This is a genomic window from Pradoshia sp. Z5_111 (assembly GCF_058267535.1).
On record NZ_JBZCPQ010000002.1, the window covers coordinates 392,548 to 412,099 of the forward strand.

15 protein-coding genes are annotated in these 19,552 nt (G+C 41.1%); 3 read left to right on the top strand and 12 right to left on the bottom strand.

What is annotated here, in order from left to right:
* Positions 1-4 precede the first annotated feature (4 nt).
* The 3 genes from AC4D4A_RS06160 to AC4D4A_RS06170 form a co-directional block, all read right to left on the bottom strand.
* Positions 5-856: a 3-hydroxybutyryl-CoA dehydrogenase gene (locus AC4D4A_RS06160; protein ID WP_490995072.1), complete on the bottom strand. Its 852-nt coding sequence runs from the start codon at positions 854-856 to the stop codon at positions 5-7.
* An 18-nt stretch (positions 857-874) separates the two neighbouring features.
* Complete coding sequence (locus AC4D4A_RS06165; RefSeq protein WP_490995073.1) at positions 875-2,068, bottom strand: acetyl-CoA C-acetyltransferase; 1,194 nt, start codon at positions 2,066-2,068, stop codon at positions 875-877.
* Positions 2,069-2,292: 224 nt separating this feature from the next.
* Positions 2,293-4,404, bottom strand: a complete 2,112-nt coding sequence (locus AC4D4A_RS06170; RefSeq protein WP_490995205.1) for a (Fe-S)-binding protein — start codon at positions 4,402-4,404, stop codon at positions 2,293-2,295.
* A gap of 386 nt (positions 4,405-4,790) precedes the next feature.
* Here AC4D4A_RS06170 and uvsE point away from each other — a divergent pair, with 386 nt between their 5' ends.
* Positions 4,791-5,750 (top strand): UV DNA damage repair endonuclease UvsE, encoded by a 960-nt coding sequence (uvsE, locus tag AC4D4A_RS06175; protein WP_490995074.1) that lies wholly within the window; start codon positions 4,791-4,793, stop codon positions 5,748-5,750.
* Positions 5,751-5,831: 81 nt separating this feature from the next.
* Here uvsE and argS read toward each other — a convergent pair whose 3' ends face one another.
* From argS to speE, 4 genes are all read right to left on the bottom strand, one after another.
* Positions 5,832-7,502, bottom strand: a complete 1,671-nt coding sequence (gene argS / locus AC4D4A_RS06180) for an arginine--tRNA ligase (protein ID WP_490995075.1) — start codon at positions 7,500-7,502, stop codon at positions 5,832-5,834.
* Complete coding sequence (locus AC4D4A_RS06185) at positions 7,499-7,951, bottom strand: YwiB family protein (protein WP_490995076.1); 453 nt, start codon at positions 7,949-7,951, stop codon at positions 7,499-7,501. The genes argS and AC4D4A_RS06185 overlap by 4 nt, the downstream gene beginning before the upstream one ends.
* Before the next feature lie 150 nt (positions 7,952-8,101).
* Positions 8,102-8,983 (bottom strand): agmatinase, encoded by an 882-nt coding sequence (speB, locus tag AC4D4A_RS06190; RefSeq protein ID WP_490995077.1) that lies wholly within the window; start codon positions 8,981-8,983, stop codon positions 8,102-8,104.
* Between the two features lie 42 nt (positions 8,984-9,025).
* Complete coding sequence (gene speE, locus AC4D4A_RS06195) at positions 9,026-9,853, bottom strand: polyamine aminopropyltransferase (RefSeq protein ID WP_490995078.1); 828 nt, start codon at positions 9,851-9,853, stop codon at positions 9,026-9,028.
* Between the two features lie 212 nt (positions 9,854-10,065).
* On the opposite strand from speE, the gene AC4D4A_RS06200 reads away from it, so the two are divergent.
* The gene (locus AC4D4A_RS06200) at positions 10,066-12,141 is read left to right on the top strand and encodes a transglycosylase domain-containing protein (protein WP_490995079.1); all 2,076 of its coding nucleotides are present in this window, start codon (positions 10,066-10,068) and stop codon (positions 12,139-12,141) included.
* 179 nt (positions 12,142-12,320) lie between these two features.
* Here the strand turns inward: AC4D4A_RS06200 and AC4D4A_RS06205 are convergent, their stop codons facing one another.
* Positions 12,321-12,830 carry a YwhD family protein gene (locus AC4D4A_RS06205; RefSeq protein ID WP_490995080.1) on the bottom strand — a complete coding sequence of 170 codons (510 nt, stop codon included), beginning with the start codon at positions 12,828-12,830 and terminating at the stop codon, positions 12,321-12,323.
* Positions 12,831-12,850: 20 nt separating this feature from the next.
* Positions 12,851-13,489 (bottom strand): site-2 protease family protein, encoded by a 639-nt coding sequence (locus AC4D4A_RS06210; RefSeq protein WP_490995081.1) that lies wholly within the window; start codon positions 13,487-13,489, stop codon positions 12,851-12,853.
* Positions 13,490-13,628: 139 nt separating this feature from the next.
* Here AC4D4A_RS06210 and thmT point away from each other — a divergent pair, with 139 nt between their 5' ends.
* Complete coding sequence (gene thmT / locus AC4D4A_RS06215; protein ID WP_066109407.1) at positions 13,629-13,814, top strand: 2-hydroxymuconate tautomerase; 186 nt, start codon at positions 13,629-13,631, stop codon at positions 13,812-13,814.
* Positions 13,815-13,974: 160 nt separating this feature from the next.
* Here the strand turns inward: thmT and AC4D4A_RS06220 are convergent, their stop codons facing one another.
* The 3 genes from AC4D4A_RS06220 to AC4D4A_RS06230 form a co-directional block, all read right to left on the bottom strand.
* The gene (locus AC4D4A_RS06220) at positions 13,975-14,499 is read right to left on the bottom strand and encodes a YwgA family protein (RefSeq protein ID WP_490995206.1); all 525 of its coding nucleotides are present in this window, start codon (positions 14,497-14,499) and stop codon (positions 13,975-13,977) included.
* Positions 14,500-14,523: 24 nt separating this feature from the next.
* On the bottom strand, positions 14,524-15,834 hold the full coding sequence (locus AC4D4A_RS06225) for an HD domain-containing protein (RefSeq protein WP_490995082.1): 1,311 nt from the start codon (positions 15,832-15,834) through the stop codon (positions 14,524-14,526).
* Between the two features lie 138 nt (positions 15,835-15,972).
* Positions 15,973-19,440 (bottom strand): lamin tail domain-containing metallophosphoesterase family protein, encoded by a 3,468-nt coding sequence (locus tag AC4D4A_RS06230; RefSeq protein ID WP_490995083.1) that lies wholly within the window; start codon positions 19,438-19,440, stop codon positions 15,973-15,975.
* Positions 19,441-19,552: the final 112 nt, after the last annotated feature.

Consider the following 19,552-nt stretch of genomic DNA (forward strand, 5'->3'; position numbering starts at 1 on the left):
AAACTTAGTTGTATTGGTAAAATCCCCTGCCTGATTTCTTGCCGAGCCAACCGGCACTTACATATTTACGCAGCAGCGGACATGGCCGATATTTGTCATCTCCAAGACCTTCATGCAAGGTTTCCATAATGTACAAGCATGTATCAAGCCCAATAAAGTCAGCCAGCTGGAGCGGACCCATAGGATGATTCATCCCCAGCTTCATCACTTCATCAATGGCTTCCTTGGAAGCAACCCCTTCATATAGAGTGAAAATAGCCTCGTTGATCATCGGCATGAGTATACGGTTTGAAACAAAGCCAGGAAAATCATTTACCTCCACGGGGATCTTTCCGAGCTCTTTAGCGGTCTCTTCAATTCTTTTGTATACTTCTTCAGAAGTTGCGAGACCACGAATGATCTCCACAAGCTTCATGACAGGCACAGGATTCATAAAATGCATACCTATTACCTGCTCCGGCCGTTTTGTTGCTGCGGCAATTTCCGTAATCGGTAAGGAAGAGGTATTCGTAGCGAGAATCGCGTGAGCAGATGCCAACTCATCAAGCTCTTTAAATAATTTCTTTTTGATATCCATATTTTCTGTAGCTGCTTCAATTATGAGGTCAACCTGACCCGCATTTTTCATTTCAGTTGAGGGTGTTAATCTTTCCAGGATTTCTACTTTTGCCTGTTCACTTAAACGCTCCTTTTCCACTTGCCTTAACAAATTATTTTCGATGGTAACCAGACCCTTTTTTACGAACTCTTCAGTTAAATCATGCAGAAACACTTCAAAACCCGATACCGCACAAACCTGAGCAATTCCAGACCCCATTTGCCCCGCACCGATAACCATTATTTTTTTAATCTCCATCCCTCATCACCCCGTTTTTTATTCTTTTGTCTTTGGTACTTCAATCATGATGGCATCTCCCTGTCCGCCGCCGCTGCAGATTGACGCAATCCCGATGCCGCCGCCACGTCTCTTCAGTTCATACATAAGGGTGAGAATAATTCGCGCTCCACTCGCTCCAATTGGATGGCCAAGGGCGACCGCTCCACCATTTACATTCACTTTTTCAGCATCAAGATTGGCAAGCTTTCCACTCGCAAGGGCAACCGCTGCAAATGCCTCATTCACTTCAAATAAATCAATATCATCCAATGATTTTCCTGTTTTCTTAAGCAGCTCATTAATGACTAAGCCGGGAGTTTTAGGGAAATCCTTTGCTTCCACAGCAATTTCGGCATGGCCGATAATTCTGGCACCAATCTTGTATCCTTCATCGATTGCTTTATCCTCACTCATTAAGACAAGTGCGCCAGCACCGTCATTAATCCCCGGTGCGTTTCCGGCCGTTATCGTTCCATCCCGATCAAACGCCGGTTTCAAAGAACTCAGCTTCTCCACTGTTGTATCTTTTCGTGGTGCTTCATCGATTTCCACAACAACCGGATCACCTTTACGCTGTTTGACGGATACTGGAACGATTTCCTCCTGCAGAAGGCCGGATTCAATGGCCCGAATTGCCTTTTGATGGCTCTGATAAGCCCAGTTATCCTGATCACTTCTTGATAATTCCAGATCCTCGGATGTACTGTTACCGTAAGACCCCATATGTACACCGGTAAAGCTGCATGTTAGACCATCATGGACCATCATATCGACCAGTGGCGTATCTCCCATACGAGCTCCCCATCTACCCTTTGGAAGAATGTATGGAGCATTGCTCATTGATTCCATCCCGCCCGCCACGATCACTTCTTCTTCACCAAGCCGAATGATTTGGTCTGCGAGTGTGACGCTTCGTAAACCAGATGCACATACTTTATTAATCGTCTCTGTCTTGACTGACCATGGCAGCCCAGCATGTCTTGAGGCCTGACGAGAAACGATTTGACCTTGGCCACCCTGTAATACACAGCCCATAATGACTTCATTCACATCTGCCCCGTTAACACCCGAACGTTCTATAGCCTCTTTGATTGCTATTCCGCCTAACTCTGAAGCTGTTAAACTGCTTAATGATCCTCCAAATTTCCCAAAAGGCGTCCTAGCTCCATCAATAATTACGGTTTTCCCCATCGTTATCCCTCCGCTTTTAAATTTCATACCTTGGTTAATTGACTGAACGCTCGCTCGTCGTTGGCAGAAAATATGTAAGCGCTTTAATTTGGTATATTTGTATTTTACTGTAAATAAGAAAGAAACGGAAATATTTACACAATATTTCGAAAACAAATAGTTGTGTAAATTTCCGTTTCTGTCTCATCTATTACTATATGAACCCCTTCATATATCTGTGAAAATTAAGATGCAAGCTCCCTTTGTTCCCCAAACACCGCTTTCTCAAGCAGTTCTGCCACATCGTATGTTTTAACTTCTTCTTCAACTTCCTTCGCCTTTGTACCATCACTTAACATAGTTAAGCAATACGGACAGCCTGAACTGATAACTGTCGGATTTACCTCAAGGGCTTGTTCCGTACGGGCAACATTGATGCGGTGACCGGTTTCCTCTTCCATCCACATTAAGCCGCCACCCGCTCCACAGCACATTCCATTTTCACGGTTTCTTTCAATCTCCACAAATGAAGCTCCCGGAATTGCTTTTAAAATGTCCCTCGGTGCATCATAGACATCGTTGTATCTTCCCAAGTAGCAAGAATCATGGAACGTAATTTTTTCATTAACGGCATGAGTTGGTTTTAATCTTCCTTCCTTCACTAGATCAGCCAGCACCTGTGTATGGTGATAAACCTCTGCCTGTAAGCCGAAGTCTGGATATTCATTTTTGAAGATATTGAAAGCATGCGGATCGATTGTAACAATCTTTTTGACCTCATTTTTTTCGAACTCTTCAATATTCTTCGTAGCCAGCTCCTGGAACAAGAATTCGTTTCCAAGACGACGCGGTGTATCTCCGGAGTTTTTCTCCTTATTACCGAGAATCGCAAATTTAACGCCAGCTTCATTTAAAAGTTTCGCAAACGATAAAGCGATTTTTTGTGAACGGTTATCATAGGATCCCATAGAGCCAACCCAGAATAGGTATTCAAACTCTTCACCGGATTTCTTCATTTCCTTCACGGTTGGTACGACTACATCCTCACGAGCTTCACGCCAATCTTCACGCTCTTTCCGGTTTAATCCCCAAGGATTTCCCTGACGTTCAATATTTTGCATCGCGCGCTGAGCATCAGCTGGTACTTTACCTTCCGTTAATACAAGAAAGCGACGCATATCAATAATAGTTCCAACATGCTCATTCATAACCGGACACTGATCCTCACAGTTACGGCATGTTGTGCATGCCCAAAGCTCTTCCTCTGTAATCACTTCACCCACCAAGGCTGGATTGTACACTTCGCTTGCTGCCGCAGACTCCGCAGCACCTGCACCCTGTGAAGCCAACGCGATTTGATTGCCTTTCGTATTGCTGAATACGAATCCCGGAACCCACGGCTCTTTCCTTGTAACTGCAGCTCCCGTAAATGTTAAATGGTCACGCATTTTAATTAAAACATCCATTGGTGAAAGCATTTTTCCTGTCCCGGTCGCCGGACACATATTGGTGCAACGGCCGCACTCCACGCATGCATATAAATCGACGAGCTGCAGATCCGTAAAGTCCTGAATCTTTCCTGCTCCATATGTCTCCTGTGTTTCATCCTCAAAATCAATTTTCTTCAATTTTGGCGGAGTTAATCTGTGCAAATAAACATTGGCTGGTCCGGCAATTAAATGTGCGTGTTTCGATTGCGGGATATATACCAAGAACGTCAAAATGAAAAGTAAGTGTATCCACCAGGCCACATAGAATACAGCTATGGCAGCTGTCTCATTCATCCAGCCAAGCGCCATCGCAATCGTAGAAGCAATAGGCTCTGACCAATGAAGCTCACCGCCATGCCATATAATAGCAGCCCCGTTCGCTACAAGCGTTGCCAGCATTAATCCTCCGATAAAGATCAGGACTAGCCCAGCTTTAAATCCCCTTTTAAGCCGAACAAGCTTCTCAACATAACGGCGATAGAATGCCCAAACAACAGCCACCAGTACCAGCAGTACAACTATCTCCTGGAAGAAGGTGAAAATCGGATATATAGGTCCCAATGGCAAATGAGATCCCGGTTTAATCCCTTTCCAAATCAGGTCAATCGCTCCAAATTGGACAAGGATAAACCCATAAAAGAAGAGCACATGCATCGTTCCGCTTTTCTTATCCTTCAGTAATTTCTTCTGTCCAAACACAAATACCCAAATCTTTTCCAGCCTCTTCTTTACGTCATTATCAAACTCTGTTTTCTTACCGAGTTTAATATAGGCAATCCTTGTTCTAATCAGATACGTGAACAGCCAACCTGCGTAAGCGGTTACAAGAACAGCCGCAACTAAGTTGATCCATAGAAGACCATTCATCTCCATCCCCGTCTTCCCCCTTTTGCTACTGAAAGCATGATTTAAAAGTTACCTCCAACATAAAACGACACTAAACCCAATATAGTATAACTATATTTTATATAATGAATGAGCATTCAGTCAATCAATAACTTACATATTTTAGATTAATTATTAAAACATGGTAAATATAATCTAGTTTGTCGAATAGATCATTTGAGATTTATTTTTATATTTTTAGTCATACTAAGATGAGTACATACTGGTTAGAGGAACTACTTGAGGTATAAATTGATGCATTTCCAATCTATATATAGGAATTATTTTACAGTTTTAAACCAATACCCTACCCCTTTGCTTACTAAACAGCTAATACTTAAAAACATGGAAAAGAGAGGCCTTTATTTATGGATATTCGATTTGGATATGTATCCACTGCCTTAAATCTTTGGAATTCAACCCCCTCCAAAACCATCACCTATACACGTTGGAGCGGATTATCTCAAGAAGAGCAAATCGAGCGATTACTCACAATTACTAAACAAAATATCGAAACCACCAAACGAATTCTCCATTATAATATTGCACACGAAATACCGATCTATCGTTTCTCAAGCTCAATTGTACCGCTTGCAACTCACCCCGATGTTATGTGGGATTTTATTACACCATTTAAAAAAGATTGGGCTGAGATTGGCAAACTGGTACGGAAGTACAAGCTCCGTGTCAGCTTCCATCCGAATGCCTTTACACTATTCACCTCTCCTAATGATGATGTGACGGATAAAGCAGTTGAAGATATGATTTACCATTATAAAATGCTGGAGGCTATGGGGATGCCGGACCAAGCGCTCATTAATATCCATGTTGGCGGGTCATACGGAAATAAACAATTGGCCATTCAACGGTTTTATGCCAACAGCAAAAAAATCCCGGAATCTATCAAGCAGCGCATGACGCTCGAAAATGATGATAAGACTTATACAACTGAAGAGACTCTGCAGGTTTGTGAACATGAGGATATCCCACTTTTATTTGATTACCATCATCACGTGGCAAATCCTTCTATTACTCCATTGGAAGAATTGCTGCCCCGCATTCTTCTGACATGGGAATTAAGAGGCTGGAGGCCTAAAATCCATATTTCTTCTCCCCGTTCGGAGCGTGAAATTCGCGCACACGCAGCCAATGTCGATGTTGATTTTATCATGCCATTTATCCAAATGCTGAAACAAATAGGGATTCCTGAAATTGATTTCATAATCGAGGCTAAAAATAAGGATATCGCGATGATGAAGCTGATTGAGGATTTATCTTCATTAAGAGGAATCAATCGAATTAGCGGCGGAAGCATCAGGATAAGATAATATTTTGTTAGCATTCTGTTTCTACCCTAACAAGAACAACCCACACCTCTCTTAAGGTGTGGGCATTTTATTAGTATGAGATTACATTTTTTCTGGAGCAGATACACCAATTAGTTTTAATGCATTAGCCAATGTAATTTTTGTTGCCTGAACAAGAGCAAGTCTAGCTTTACTTCTTTCAGGCTCTTCCTGATCTAATACTTTATCAGCATTATAGAAGCTATGGAATGTGGAAGCCAGATCAAAAATATAATTCGTGATTCGGTGCGGCATACGTTTTTGAGCTGCTTCGGCAACCGCTTGTGGGAATTCACCAAGTTTCTTCAGAAGGTCAATTTCTTTTTCAGAACCCAATCGGCTAAGCTCTGCGTCCCCTTCCAATGTAATACCCACTTCAGCTCCCTGACGAAGGATACTGCAAATACGAGCATGTGCATATTGAGCGTAGTAAACTGGATTATCATTGGATTCGGAGACAGCTAAGTCAAGGTCAAAGTCCATATGCGTGTCCGCACTTCTCATCGCAAAGAAATAACGCACGGCATCTAAACCAACTTCCTCCATCAAATCTCTCATTGTGACAGCTTTTCCTGTACGCTTAGACATTTTCATTTTCTCGCCATTTTTAAACAGGTGAACAAGCTGGATGATTTCTACCTCCAACGTATCTTTTCCGTAACCCATCGCCTGAATCGCTGCTTGCATACGAGGAATATACCCATGATGGTCTGCTCCCCAAATGTTGATTAATTTTTCAAATCCGCGTTCCAGCTTATTTTTATGGTATGCGATGTCTGGTAGGAGATAGGTGTATGAACCATCATTCTTAATTAATACACGGTCTTTATCATCGCCAAAATCAGTAGATTTGAACCAGGTAGCTCCATCCATCTCATAGATATATCCTTTTTCTCTTAACAGCTCCAATGCAGGCATAATTTTGCCATCCTCATAAAGAGACGTTTCAGAGAACCATACATCAAATGGGACACGGAAGCTCTCAAGGTCTTTTTTCAATTTTTCCATTTCATATTTCAACCCGTACTCACGGAAAAATTTAAAGCGCTCTTCTTCATCGGCATTTACATATTTATCGCCAAATTCTTCAGCCATACGTTTACCGATATTGATGATGTCTTCTCCATGATAGCCATCTGCAGGCATTTCTTTCTCCATTCCAAGCGCCTGTAAATAGCGAGCTTCAACGGAATATGCCAGATTATTGATTTGGTTACCCGCATCATTAATGTAGTATTCACGAGATACATCCCAGCCAGCTTTAGCCAGGATATTGGATAAAGAATCCCCAACTGCTGCACCGCGGGCATGTCCTAAGTGAAGATCTCCTGTTGGATTCGCAGAAACAAACTCAACCTGAATTTTTTCTCCTCCGCCTACATTGGATTCCCCATAAGCTTCACCTGACTCCAAAATAGCAGGAATCAGATTTGTTAAGTATCCGTTATTTAAATAAAAATTGATGAATCCCGGTCCGGCAATCTCAATTTTTTCAATGGATGCCTTTGAAGTATCAAAATGATTAATAATTTCCTCTGCTATTGTCCGAGGTGCCTTCTTAGCAATACGAGTAAGCTGCATAGCCATATTAGTAGAATAATCCCCATGTGTTTTATCCTTTGGCAATTCAAGAATTACACTTGGAATCGCTGCTTCTTCCGCTAATCCAGCCTTAATTACTGCCTGCTTAATCTCTTCTTTAATCTGATCCTGAATCTCTGTTACGATGTTCATCTTTTCTTTTCCTCCTTGACCGTCAATGTAAGTGAGTAGTTGCCCACATTCTCTTGTTGTAAAAATAGGTTGTAGGAAACATGGAAAGTCTCTTCCTTCGTTTCCGGATGGACGGTATGCTCCAGCTTATTTGTACGTGTCGTTAAATCCAGTGTACCATGAATGCTTTCATAAGAGCCGCTGGTTTCTGTGCCAATTTTGTAAAGCTGTCTCATTTTAACCGCGCCGCTTCTAATAATTAGCATTTCATCCCCGTCATATTTAACAGTTGTGTTGATCTTCCCATTGTTTTCAACGTGCTCAATATAGCGGATATATGTGGCATTTGGCATGTGATGCAACGTGCCAAATGTAATTAGCTCGATGTTCTCTTCATCGTCAACATATTGGATATGCGTCTTTAGCCGTACCATGACCTCTATGGGTGCGTTACTTTTTTCCTCGGTCATTTAATGAATTCCCCCTGGAATCGATTATTTTACTCAATCATACAAGTATAAGGTAAAGAAAAACTCTCTGGCAACTTGTCCGAATCTTTTTTTCTAAAAAAAATCCCCTTGCTCTACTATCATAGACAGGGGATTGCTAGTCTTATTCAATTATAGGCGTTTATTTACCCAGCCTAAAAGAATTTCGCGAATAAATTTGGCTGCAGCAATTTGCGTTTGTTCAGAGGAATCATACGCAGGAGCGACTTCTACAAGATCTGCTCCCACCACATTTACGCCAGAGTTTGAAATAGCTGTAATGGCCTCAAGCATTTCTTTAGATGTAATACCGCCTGCTTCAGCAGTTCCCGTACCCGGTGCATGTGCTGGGTCAAGTACATCAATGTCAATGGTGACATACACATTTCGCCCGGCAAGGGTGGGCAGCACTTTTTTTAATGGCTCAGCCACATCAAATTTATACATATGCATTCCGGAATCCTTGGCAAATTGAAACTCTTCCCTCATGCCTGAACGAATGCCGAAAGAATAGACATTCTCTGCACCAATCAGATTACAAATCTTCCGAATTGGCGTAGAATGGGACATCGGCTCGCCTTCATACTCATCTCTCAAATCTGCATGAGCATCAAAATGGATAATAGCCAAATCTTCATACTTCTTATGAAATGCTTTTATAATCGGCCATGTAACGAGGTGCTCACCACCCATGCCAAGCGGGAATTTCCCTTCCGCCAACAGGGTTTCAATGTACACTTCAATCATATCAATGCTTCTTTGCGGATTTCCAAAAGGGAGCGGAATATCGCCCGCATCAAAAAATTTAACAGCCTCTAAATGTCGATCGATATAAGGGCTATATTCTTCCAAACCAAGGGATACTTCTCGTATACGCGCTGGGCCAAACCTGGATCCAGGACGGAAGCTAACTGTCCAATCCATTGGCATTCCGTAGAGAACCGCCTCTGAATCTTTAAAATCGGGATGACTTCCTATAAAAACTTTACCGGAATAGGCTTCATCAAATCTCATAATCTGCACTCCTTTAATCCTCATCTATATGTTCATTACTTTTTATTTTAAAAGATCAGCTACAAATTTAGGCAGCACAAAGGCCGCCTTATGAAGCTCCTTTGTATAATACTTTGTTTCCATTTCAATGAATCTATCATCACAAATCTCTAAAGGATGGTGTTTTTTTGAACCAATTGTAAAGGTCCATAAACCGCTCGGATAGGTTGGGATATTAGCCGTATACAGGCCGGTAATTGGAAAAATCTCCTTTACATCCTTAAAGACCGATTGAATTAAATCCGCTTTAAACCAAGGGTTATCCGTTTGGGCAACAAAGATACCCTCTTCCTTCAATGCTTGATAGATTCCTGCATAGAAGCCCTTCGTAAACAAATTTACGGCCGGTCCAACCGGCTCTGTAGAATCTACGATAATAACATCATATTTATTTTCGCTATTGGCAATATGCATAAATCCATCATCAACCAGCACTTCGACCCGATGATTGGACAGACTTCCCGCAATTTCTGGTAAAAACTGTTTTGAATACTCAATGACTCTGCCATCAATCTCTACCAAAGTAGCTTTTTTTACATTCTCATGCTTAAGCACTTCACGGATTACACCACCATCCCCACCGCCTACAACGAGGACATGCTCTGGATTAGGATGCGTATGCAGTGGAACGTGGGCTACCATCTCATGATAGACAAATTCATCTTTCACAGATGTCATCACCATATCATCAAGCAGCAGCATCTTACCCCACTCATCTGTCTCTACAATATCCAGTTTTTGAAAGTCTGTTTGTTCTGTATGCAAGGTACGACTTATCTTCATGGTGATTCCAAAATGATCTGTTTGCTTCTCCGTGAACCAAATACCCATGATGAACCTCTTTTCTTGTTTCAGTTTCAGCGGCCCAATTAGCATTCACTATCTATTAAACTTAGAAGAGTATAGTGCATTCTTATAGAAAAGTAAAGATTTTCCCATATTTCCAATATTATCGTTTCTATGTCTGTTTTACGTTTAAAAATGTTGGTTTATTTTCATACTACTAATATGAATAATTTCACAACAGATCAGGGGGAAGACATGTGTCTCCAAGCAGACTTAGAAGAAGGAAATTACTTGCCTATAAACGAGCCCTCATATTTATCGGGTCGCTGATTGCTACATTTGGAGTGATTGGGTTTGTTACTGTCCTACTTATTGTAAAGCTTGCCGGGCCTCCAGCCGTATCCGTCCCGCAAACCACCCAATATTTAGCTGATGATTTAAGTACATTTACGGAAAGCCACGGGGCCGAGAGGCGGTATTGGGTACCTCTCAGTGAGATATCACCTTATCTAGTACAATCTACTCTGGCAGTTGAGGATCGAAATTTTTATCATCATAACGGGTTTGATACAAAAAGAATTTTAGGGGCAATTGTATCTGATACGATTGCGATGGCCAAGGTCCAGGGAGCCAGTACAATCACTCAGCAGTATGCCAAGAACCTCTTCCTTGGCTCGGAAAAAACCTGGTCACGAAAGGCTAAGGAAGCTCTCTACACTCTTCGGATTGAAGACCATTTCAGTAAAGATGAGATTCTCGAAGGTTATTTAAATACGATTTATTACGGGCATGGAATGTACGGTATACAGGCTGCGAGCCACTATTACTTTCATAAGGATGCCAAAGATCTATCCTTGGCTGAAGCAAGCCTGCTTGCCGGTATACCAAAGGGTCCAGGCATTTATTCACCACTTGTATCAAAGAAGAATGCGAAGGAACGGCAGGCTATTGTCCTCAACTCTTTAAAGGAAACCAGTCAGCTTAGTGCAGAACAGGCAAAAGAAACACTGGCATTAGCCGACCGCTTGCCCATTTACGGTTCCCTGATTACAGAGAAAAAACAGGAGGCACCCTATTTTCTGGATGCGGTCAATCAAGAGTTACGTCATGTGTTAAAGGGGAATGAGGAGCTGATCAGGCAAGGGGGATTAAAGGTGTATACAACCTTCAATTCCAAGCAGCAGGCTATTGCTGAGGAGGCTATTGCCAAGCATGTACAGCCGGGAGGCGAGTTTCAGGCAGCTTTAATTGCAATGAATCCCCATAACGGTATGGTGAAAGCATTGATTGGTGGAACCAATTATGAGCATAGCTCATTCAATCGTGCGACCCATGCACTTAGACAGCCCGGTTCCACGATTAAGCCGCTGCTATATTACACAGCTTTAGAAAAAGGATTCACACCATCGACGACCTTACGAAGTGAAGTGACCACCTTTTCATTTGATGGAGGAAAAGAAGAATATACACCCCATAATTTTAATAACCGATATGCCAATGAATCGATTACACTGGCTCAGGCCCTGGCAGTTTCAGACAATATATTTGCCGTCAAAACACATCTGTTCCTTGGAGAGGATGAACTGGTTAAGGCTGTAAAGCGATTTGGATTAACCACTCCTATGGCCAAGGTTCCCTCACTGGCGCTTGGAACGTCCGGAGTTAAACCTTTGGAGATGACTAATGCCTATAACTTATTTGCCAACGGAGGAAAAAAGGTTAAACCTTACTTTATCACTAAGGTTACAGGGCGTGACGGCGAGGTTCTATATCAGAAAAAATTAGAACGGACAGCCGTACTGAAGCAAGAGGACGCCTATGTCATGACACAAATGCTGACAGGTGTGTTCGATAAAAAGCTAAATGGTTACGCATCCGTGACAGGTGCCTCGATTGCCCCTAAGCTTTCAAGGCCCTATGCCGGAAAATCAGGTTCAACTGAATATGATAGCTGGATGATTGGCTATACTCCACAGCTTACAACAGGTGTTTGGACCGGATATGATCGTTCTCAGAAAATCGAAACCAAGCAAGATAAAATCGCGGCCAAGGAAATTTGGGCGAGCTTTATGGAGCAATCCCTAGAGGATGAGCCTGTTAAAGAGTTTAAACAGCCGAAAAATATTGTTGCAGTAGAAATTGATCCTGAAAGCGGCTTGCTTGCACATGGAGCCTGCCCGGTTAAACGCCTTACTTATTATAAAAAAGGAACCGAGCCGAAACAGTATTGCCATGATCACAGGGGAAGCGACCCAGCCCCTTCTGATGAAAAGAATAAAGAAAAGTCACATGATCCGTGGTACAAGAGAGTGTGGCCATTTGGAAAACTTTAAACAATCCGACCCATGTAAGAAAACAAAAATCCCCAAACCATTAACGGTTTGGGGATTTTTGCGTCCTAGCTCTACGTGCTTGCACACTGTTTTTAGTGTACTTTTTTTACTGAAAACCGACAAGTAATATGCTGAATTAACTTACAAAAAAATCCATAAATTTCACGTTTTTGTCAATATTAGTTAGCGTTCAGCTTTTCCTTCAATTCATCAGGGGAGTTTTGCCAAAGCTCTTCATTATGCTTTTTCAGGAAGTTAGCTAAGATGATTTTTGAAGGTTCATCCATATGCTCAACGATAATATGTCTTTTCAATGATTTATCCATGCGATTCACATGCTCTGGCAATGATTTATAGCCGCGGCGAATCTCCTCATCAACCGTCATTTCACATGCCGTCACACCCGCATAATAGGCTCCCTGTTTCGTCTGTTCGATTGTAACCCAAACCAGCCAATATGGCTTTCCGTTTGGTACTTCCTCTTTATTCGGTAAAAATTTGATTCGTCTTTCAATAGCACTCCTTGCATGCATAGCACCAATATCGACAAATGCTTCGCCTGCCTCCACATCAATAATGACAGGTGAAACATTTTCCAGGCTCAACGCCCCCATTCCAAAGCCTTTATGGCCATCAGTAGGGTCGTTTTTGATGATATTAAAAGTTGGTTTTTTCTTATCTTGACTCATGGGTATGTAGAAGCCTCCCTTTATATAAATATTGAAACTAAGAATTGCTCAATCGCTGGTACTAATTTATAAATGATTGGATCGATTGTGTAATTACCAAGCGGTGTAATCACCAGGATAAGGAAAATCAACGCTCCATATTGTTCATACTGTGTCATTTTTGGACGTATATCAGCCGGAACGAGATCCTCAATAATACGATACCCATCAAGTGGAGGGAATGGCAATAAATTAAATACAAACAGCACGACATTCAAGCGGATAAAAATTTTTAAAAACGTGTAAATAAACTCAGGTAAATTAAATCCAGCGATGCTTATGATATATATCAATAGGACACCAATAAAAGCCAGCACAAGATTACTCAAAGGACCTACCACTGAAACAACAATACTGTTCATCCGTGGATTTTTAAAGAAAAAGCGATTGACCGGTACAGGTTTTGCCCAACCGAATCCGACCAGTATAATAAAAATCGCGCCTAATGGATCAATGTGCCGAAGCGGATTTAATGTCAGCCGTCCCTGATTTTTTGCAGTCATATCTCCAAATTTAAAGGCCGCATAGGCATGTGCATATTCATGAACAGTAAACGCAATGGCGAGAGTTACAAGTGTATATGGTAAATTGACCAGTATGCTTTGAAAATCAAACACCAAAACATCCCCCTTTTCCTTAATATAAAACCTTATCAGTTAGGTTCAACCTTCCATTCTGCTTTTCACCACTTGCTTTCCACCGGCGATTATGAAAAACTATCAACATAATCACTTGTTTTACAAATGAGGAGGACATTATATGCCGTATGTAACCGTTAAAATGTTAGAGGGCCGCACTGAAGAACAAAAAAAGGCCTTATGTGAAAAAGTAACTGAAGCAGTTTCTGAAACAACAGGAGCACCAAAAGAAAGAATTACGGTGTTTATTGAAGAAATGACTAAATCTCATTATGCGGTTGGCGGTGTACGCGCCAGCGATCAATAATTTTTGTTCGGTTGCGCATCTTCATCCCCACGGAACATTATTGATTCAATTAACTAGTATTGGACCCGACTTTCGTTTTTAAGTGGGAGCCAACGGGATAAAAGGAGCCGAATGGAGCAAATACGCTCCATTCTTTTTATTTCTCCATTTTTAAAAAGAATTAATTTGCGTACATTGGTTTATTTTCCTTAATAAGCTGTGCTGCATAATTGAAGGCTTCCTCTATTTCCTCAGGCAAATACTGTTGCTTCGCCTTAAGCTCCTGGATTTTCTTAATAATCTCATCCTTGGATAAATGGTCGAAATAAAAAATCGTAGAAACCAATTCAAGAAAACGTGCATTATGATTGTTCAATCCCTTTACACATGCAGCCAACTCGTCGTTTTCATTGTCTTTGCTGTATAAAGAAAGAAATTCTTTGCCTGCCTCTGTTAAAGAGTAGTCATAATGAACATAGCCATTTTCCTTATCCTTTATTTCAGATAAAAGCCCTAAATTACAAAGTTCTTCTATTTTTAACGTTAATTCCTCTGAATAAGGTCCATAAAAATGAAATTCAAATCTCTCCTGAAAAGGATATTCAAGTTTTTTTGAGATAAACACCATCTTTTGAAGCTTTTTTCTCCCACCAATATGCCCGGCTGCATCTATGGCTGAAAGAATTCTGGCATGCTCCTTCAACAACATTCTTCACTCCTTCAGTATCAATTAATCCCAATCAAGCAATTCTTTTATTTTTTCCTTTATTTCTTTATGATTCGTTTCATCCTCTAAGATATCAGCAGGAAAGTACAGTTTATGATCCGTACGTCGTTTCCCGGAAATCGCGTCTACGATATCTGATTGCCTGGAAAGCTCTTTAAGTTCTTTCGTTTTAGATAACAGATAAATCGGTACCCTTTCTCCCTCTTCTCCAGGCCGATAAAAATCATATGGTAAATCCGATGAAGAATCTAGCACCAAATAATATTCCGGATCAAGTCCGGCTGCTGTGAACAATTGAGTAAGCTCCATCACTTTTTTCATTTCTGCACTGGAGGATGGAAGGAATTCTACATACTGGAATAAATTCCGGTTCATGAATCTCGTGCATAAATCACTCAGTATGCCATCCTCTTCTTCGCCCCATAACTGAAAATAGTACAGCATAACACTATCGTCTAATTTCAAATAATCATATAGGGTAACAGACTGGGTAAATAAAGAAGAAAAATGATGAGGTTCCTGTTTAAATCGATAATTTTTCTTATATAAATCTTTAGCGCGGTGCAGGATTTTTGTTAAAATCACCTCTGCGCTTCGAGATACTGGATGGAAATAAACCTGCCAGTACATTTGATAGCGGCTCATAATGTAGTCTTCTACAGCATGCATCCCGCTTTGCTTGAAAACCACCTGATCCTCCGTCGGTCTCATCACTCGGAGAATCCGCTCCATATCAAACTGGCCGTAGCTCACCCCAGTAAAATAGGCATCCCGTAACAAGTAGTCCATCCGGTCTGCATCAAGCTGACTCGAGATTAAGCTGACAACCAATTTATTGGCATGTGTTTTGGCAATGACTTCAGCTACCTCTTTCGGAAAGCTGGCATCTACCTTTTTTAAAATTGCATTAACCTCAGTATCCCCTAAAATAATCTTCCTTGTGAATTCCTCGTGGTCCAAATCAAAGACTTTTTCGAAGGCATGTGAAAAAGGACCATGCCCGAGGTCATGGAGCAAAGCTGCACATAAAGAAAGAAGACGATCTTTTGGGTTCCATTCCGGTCTATTAGCAAATACCCCATCCACAATTCTTCTCACAATCTCATATACTCCAAGAGAGTGATTAAAACGGCTGTGTTCAGCCCCATGAAATGTTAAATAGGTGGTTCCAAGCTGTTTAATTCGCCTTAAACGCTGGAATTCCTTTGTATCAATTAAATCCCAAATGACCCGGTCATTCACATGCACATAGCGATGCACCGGATCCTTAAATACTTTTTCTTCGTTTAATTTTTCCAGAGAATATTCTATCATTCTATTCCCTCTTCCTAATCGGTCATGGTTTTATTATAGCTTGTTTAATCTAAAAAAACATAATCATCTTCTTCCACAATAATACACAACAAAAACCCTTTGAATAGAAATCGATTCTGTTCAAAGGGCACTTTATCTTTATTTAGTCGTAAATTTCCAAACCGGAGAACGTGACCGCCCTCCATAGCTGTCGCTCACTTCAACATACCAGAAATAATCGTGTTTGTGTTTTAGATCCTTTAGGCGGATTTGTACTTTCTCGTGATTCCTTCCGTCCTTATCTTCACCCAAAATGGTATTCGAATACACATTTACGCCAATATAATCTGTCGCCACCTGTTTCTGAATCGGGTTCAGCTCCATTTGGTCAATCGTAAATTCATCGACTTCAGGCTCAAAATAATTATAGTCATCCAAGTAAGGAGAGTACGTTTTGACTGATAACTGCTTTGCCTCCGGATTAAAATGGAGCATCCGCATATACCCAGCCCCGCCTTCCGGCCCGCTCTGATAGTCGGCAAGCATTTCATACACCTTACGGAATTTCGTTGGGCTTCCCTTTAGAGGAATGGTCGCTACATTGCGGCTTGCCCCTGAAATATGCCCTGCAAGAACCAGCTTAATATTCTCGTATTTCCGAACAATTTCTTTAAAGACCTGATTACCGTTATATGTCCTTTTCCCTTTATGGTCGAGATAATTATGGATGGCCAGCACCACATTTCTATCTGAGTATTGGTTTAATACCTTATCAACCCAATCCAGAGTTGCAGTCGTGGTTTCTTTACCCCAGCCCAGATACAGGAAGAGGAAATCATGCCCGCCAAAGGAAGCTAAATCATAGTGATTCGTGTTATTTTCCATCCCACCTCCGTAATGGGATGTATGCTTAAATCTTTTTTCGCCAAAGTATTTACCATAATTGCGATAATCCAGTACCAAGTTTCCCACATCATGATTACCGGCCACTACCCCATAAGGAACATGGTGTTCATCCAAAATGCCCATACTCTTATCCGCGATATCCCATTGCTCCATATCCCATCTGACATTAATAATATCCCCTGTATGAATGACATATTCCGCATTACCGAGCTGATTTTGGATCCTAATCCAGTTCGTCATCACTGGGAAAATATGTGGGAATGATTCAGAATAATATTGGGTATCTGACATCCAGATCAAATTAAATGGACGATTCACTTCACCAATAATTTGATCCTGCACAAGGACCTGCAGCTTTTGATTTTTTAAATAGGCCGCTGTCTCGACACTAGCTTTCAACGAAAAATCCTTATTGCCGTAGCCATACGCTAATGCATCCCATCTAGATTTTTGTAGGTTCCAGGCATATAGAGTGACCTTTCTTCCCTGTAAGGAATGCCCGACCCACTTTACTTCAACCTCTTTCATCTCCGCAGGTGTTTCATCCAGTGAAATCTCAAACCGCTGATACGGAAATCCTTTATTTGAGGCAGTCACCCAATAAGTCTTATCCGCTTTGGCTATCTGCTTTACCTGCTTGGCTAAGATACCTGTTTCACGCGGATAAGTCTGGTTGGGCGGCGGTTCCTCATCTGCAATATTGGAAAATGCTTTTAATTGATTCCTCCCTTTGGAGGTGTAATCATAACGATTGCCTGAGAAAAACTTAGCCACTATTTGATCATTAGTTGGATCTTCTACCTTCACGCTTAGCTTCGGATGAACAGATACTTTTGTATCATTATCAAGCGGTATGGCTTGATTCATAATAATAGGTGCTTCATCCACAATCTTAAAATGAATCGTTTCCTTTTTGCGATTCCCAGCTGCATCTACTGACATGAAGGTTACCTTGTGTTTCCCTTTAGACAGTCTGCCCGAAGAGGTCGTATATGGCAGAGTGATTTCCCGACCATCAAGATAGCCTTTAATGGAGGCTATTGAAGTCACCTCATCCTCGGGGTTTGCATCAATGGTGAATGTTCCCTTATAGGTTCTGCCATTCAGCGGTGTTTTTACATGGAGCTTTGGTGCTGTATTATCAAAAACAACATCTGCCTGGTGAATGGATGTGCCTTTAGATTGAATACTATGGACTCCATCCTGATAAGCCATCGTATCAATCTCTGCTTCCTCTGCTGTGAACATAGCTGCCGGGATGATAAATTCGTAGGATAGGATTAACACTCCCTGATTACCAACCTTCCATTCCTGGGCTTCCCGAGTGCTTTCTCGATTCTCATCACCATCTCCCGTGATTGAATTTACACTGATTGGGCGAATCATCGTACCATCACCCATCAGCAGCTTTATATTCTTGATAGAAAAGCGGTCGACATCTTTTTCTTCAACTGTACTTCCGGGCATAAATGTTTCCTTCTTCGTGCCTGTGTGGATGGAAATCGTATTTTTGCCCGGTTTGAGTTCATCAATTGGAATTGACAATTCATATGGAAGATATAATCCTGCTGTAGGTTTTAATTTAGATATTAAACGGTCTCCCATGTAAACTGCACTTTTCTTTCTTTCATCAATGCCAAGGCCTTCAAACACAACTGCAGCAGGACGGCTCAAGACCCTCTGTGTCTTCAGTTTTTGTCCATCAACCGTAAGCTTAATCTGTTCCTCAGCTGTTGCCTTTTGAACCTGTATCTTTTTTGTACCTTTTAAAATCGTATTTTTTTGGACAGAAAGCCCTGGCTTTAGGGGTTTGTACATATCTGGATTCCCTATTTTTATCGTCTTTGTCCCTTTTTCGGGGTATCTAATGACATGCTGTCCATCCGATATTTCTATATAATACTCAAAGGTTGGAACAGAACCATATACATCGTATCGAGATATAATTGATTGATAAGAAGTCGTCGTTTTCATAAGCATATTTGCTTGTGTGAAAGCAGAATCCTGACCTCTTTTATAAAAAATTTCTGCCCGCTTAATTAGATGTTCATCCTCAATTTGAATCTCGATGGAGACATCCGATCGCTCTGGGACTTCTTTTGGCATGGTCACCGGTCTGACAATCGGCTTTGTAGTATCCGTCTGCTTATTGGCATTTAACGGGACTTGTTCATTACTCACTTGACCGGGTGTATTCTCTTTAATCTGTTTATCCTCTATTAATTTCTTTGCTCCATTATCCTGCTTATAATGGATGAGTCCCTTATCGTAGGATACATATGAAATAACCGCTCCTGTATCAGTTGCCAGAACAACCGTATTTTTGCTGCTATTGTGTAAGTTACCTTCCAGGCGAATCAGTTGTTTATGATCCACTGAGGTATGAAAATGGCGTTTGAAATCCTTAAAATTAAACTCATCTTTGCTGGCAGCATTTTTAATCCAAATGATTTTCGTAGATTTTGGCTCTATAAAAGTTGATTCTTTTATATCCCATACTTGCATCGATTTATTCATAGAGAGGTATCGCAGATTGTAGTCATGTAAATCGATTGGTACGTCTGTATTATTATAGATTTCGATATATTCATACGTTTTTCCCTGCGCAGAAATCTCTGTAATCAGTAAATCTGGTGGATCATTCGAAAGCGCTATGCTAATTTCGGGATTAAGCCATATACAACAAACTACAGTTAAAATCAGTACACCTATTTTTTTCATATATAATCCCCAATTCCCCATTCAAAGATTGATACCTTAGTATGGATTATTAGACCGGATTTTATGAAAAAAAGTCGCTCTTCTAAAATTTGAACTTTTAGAGGAGCGACTT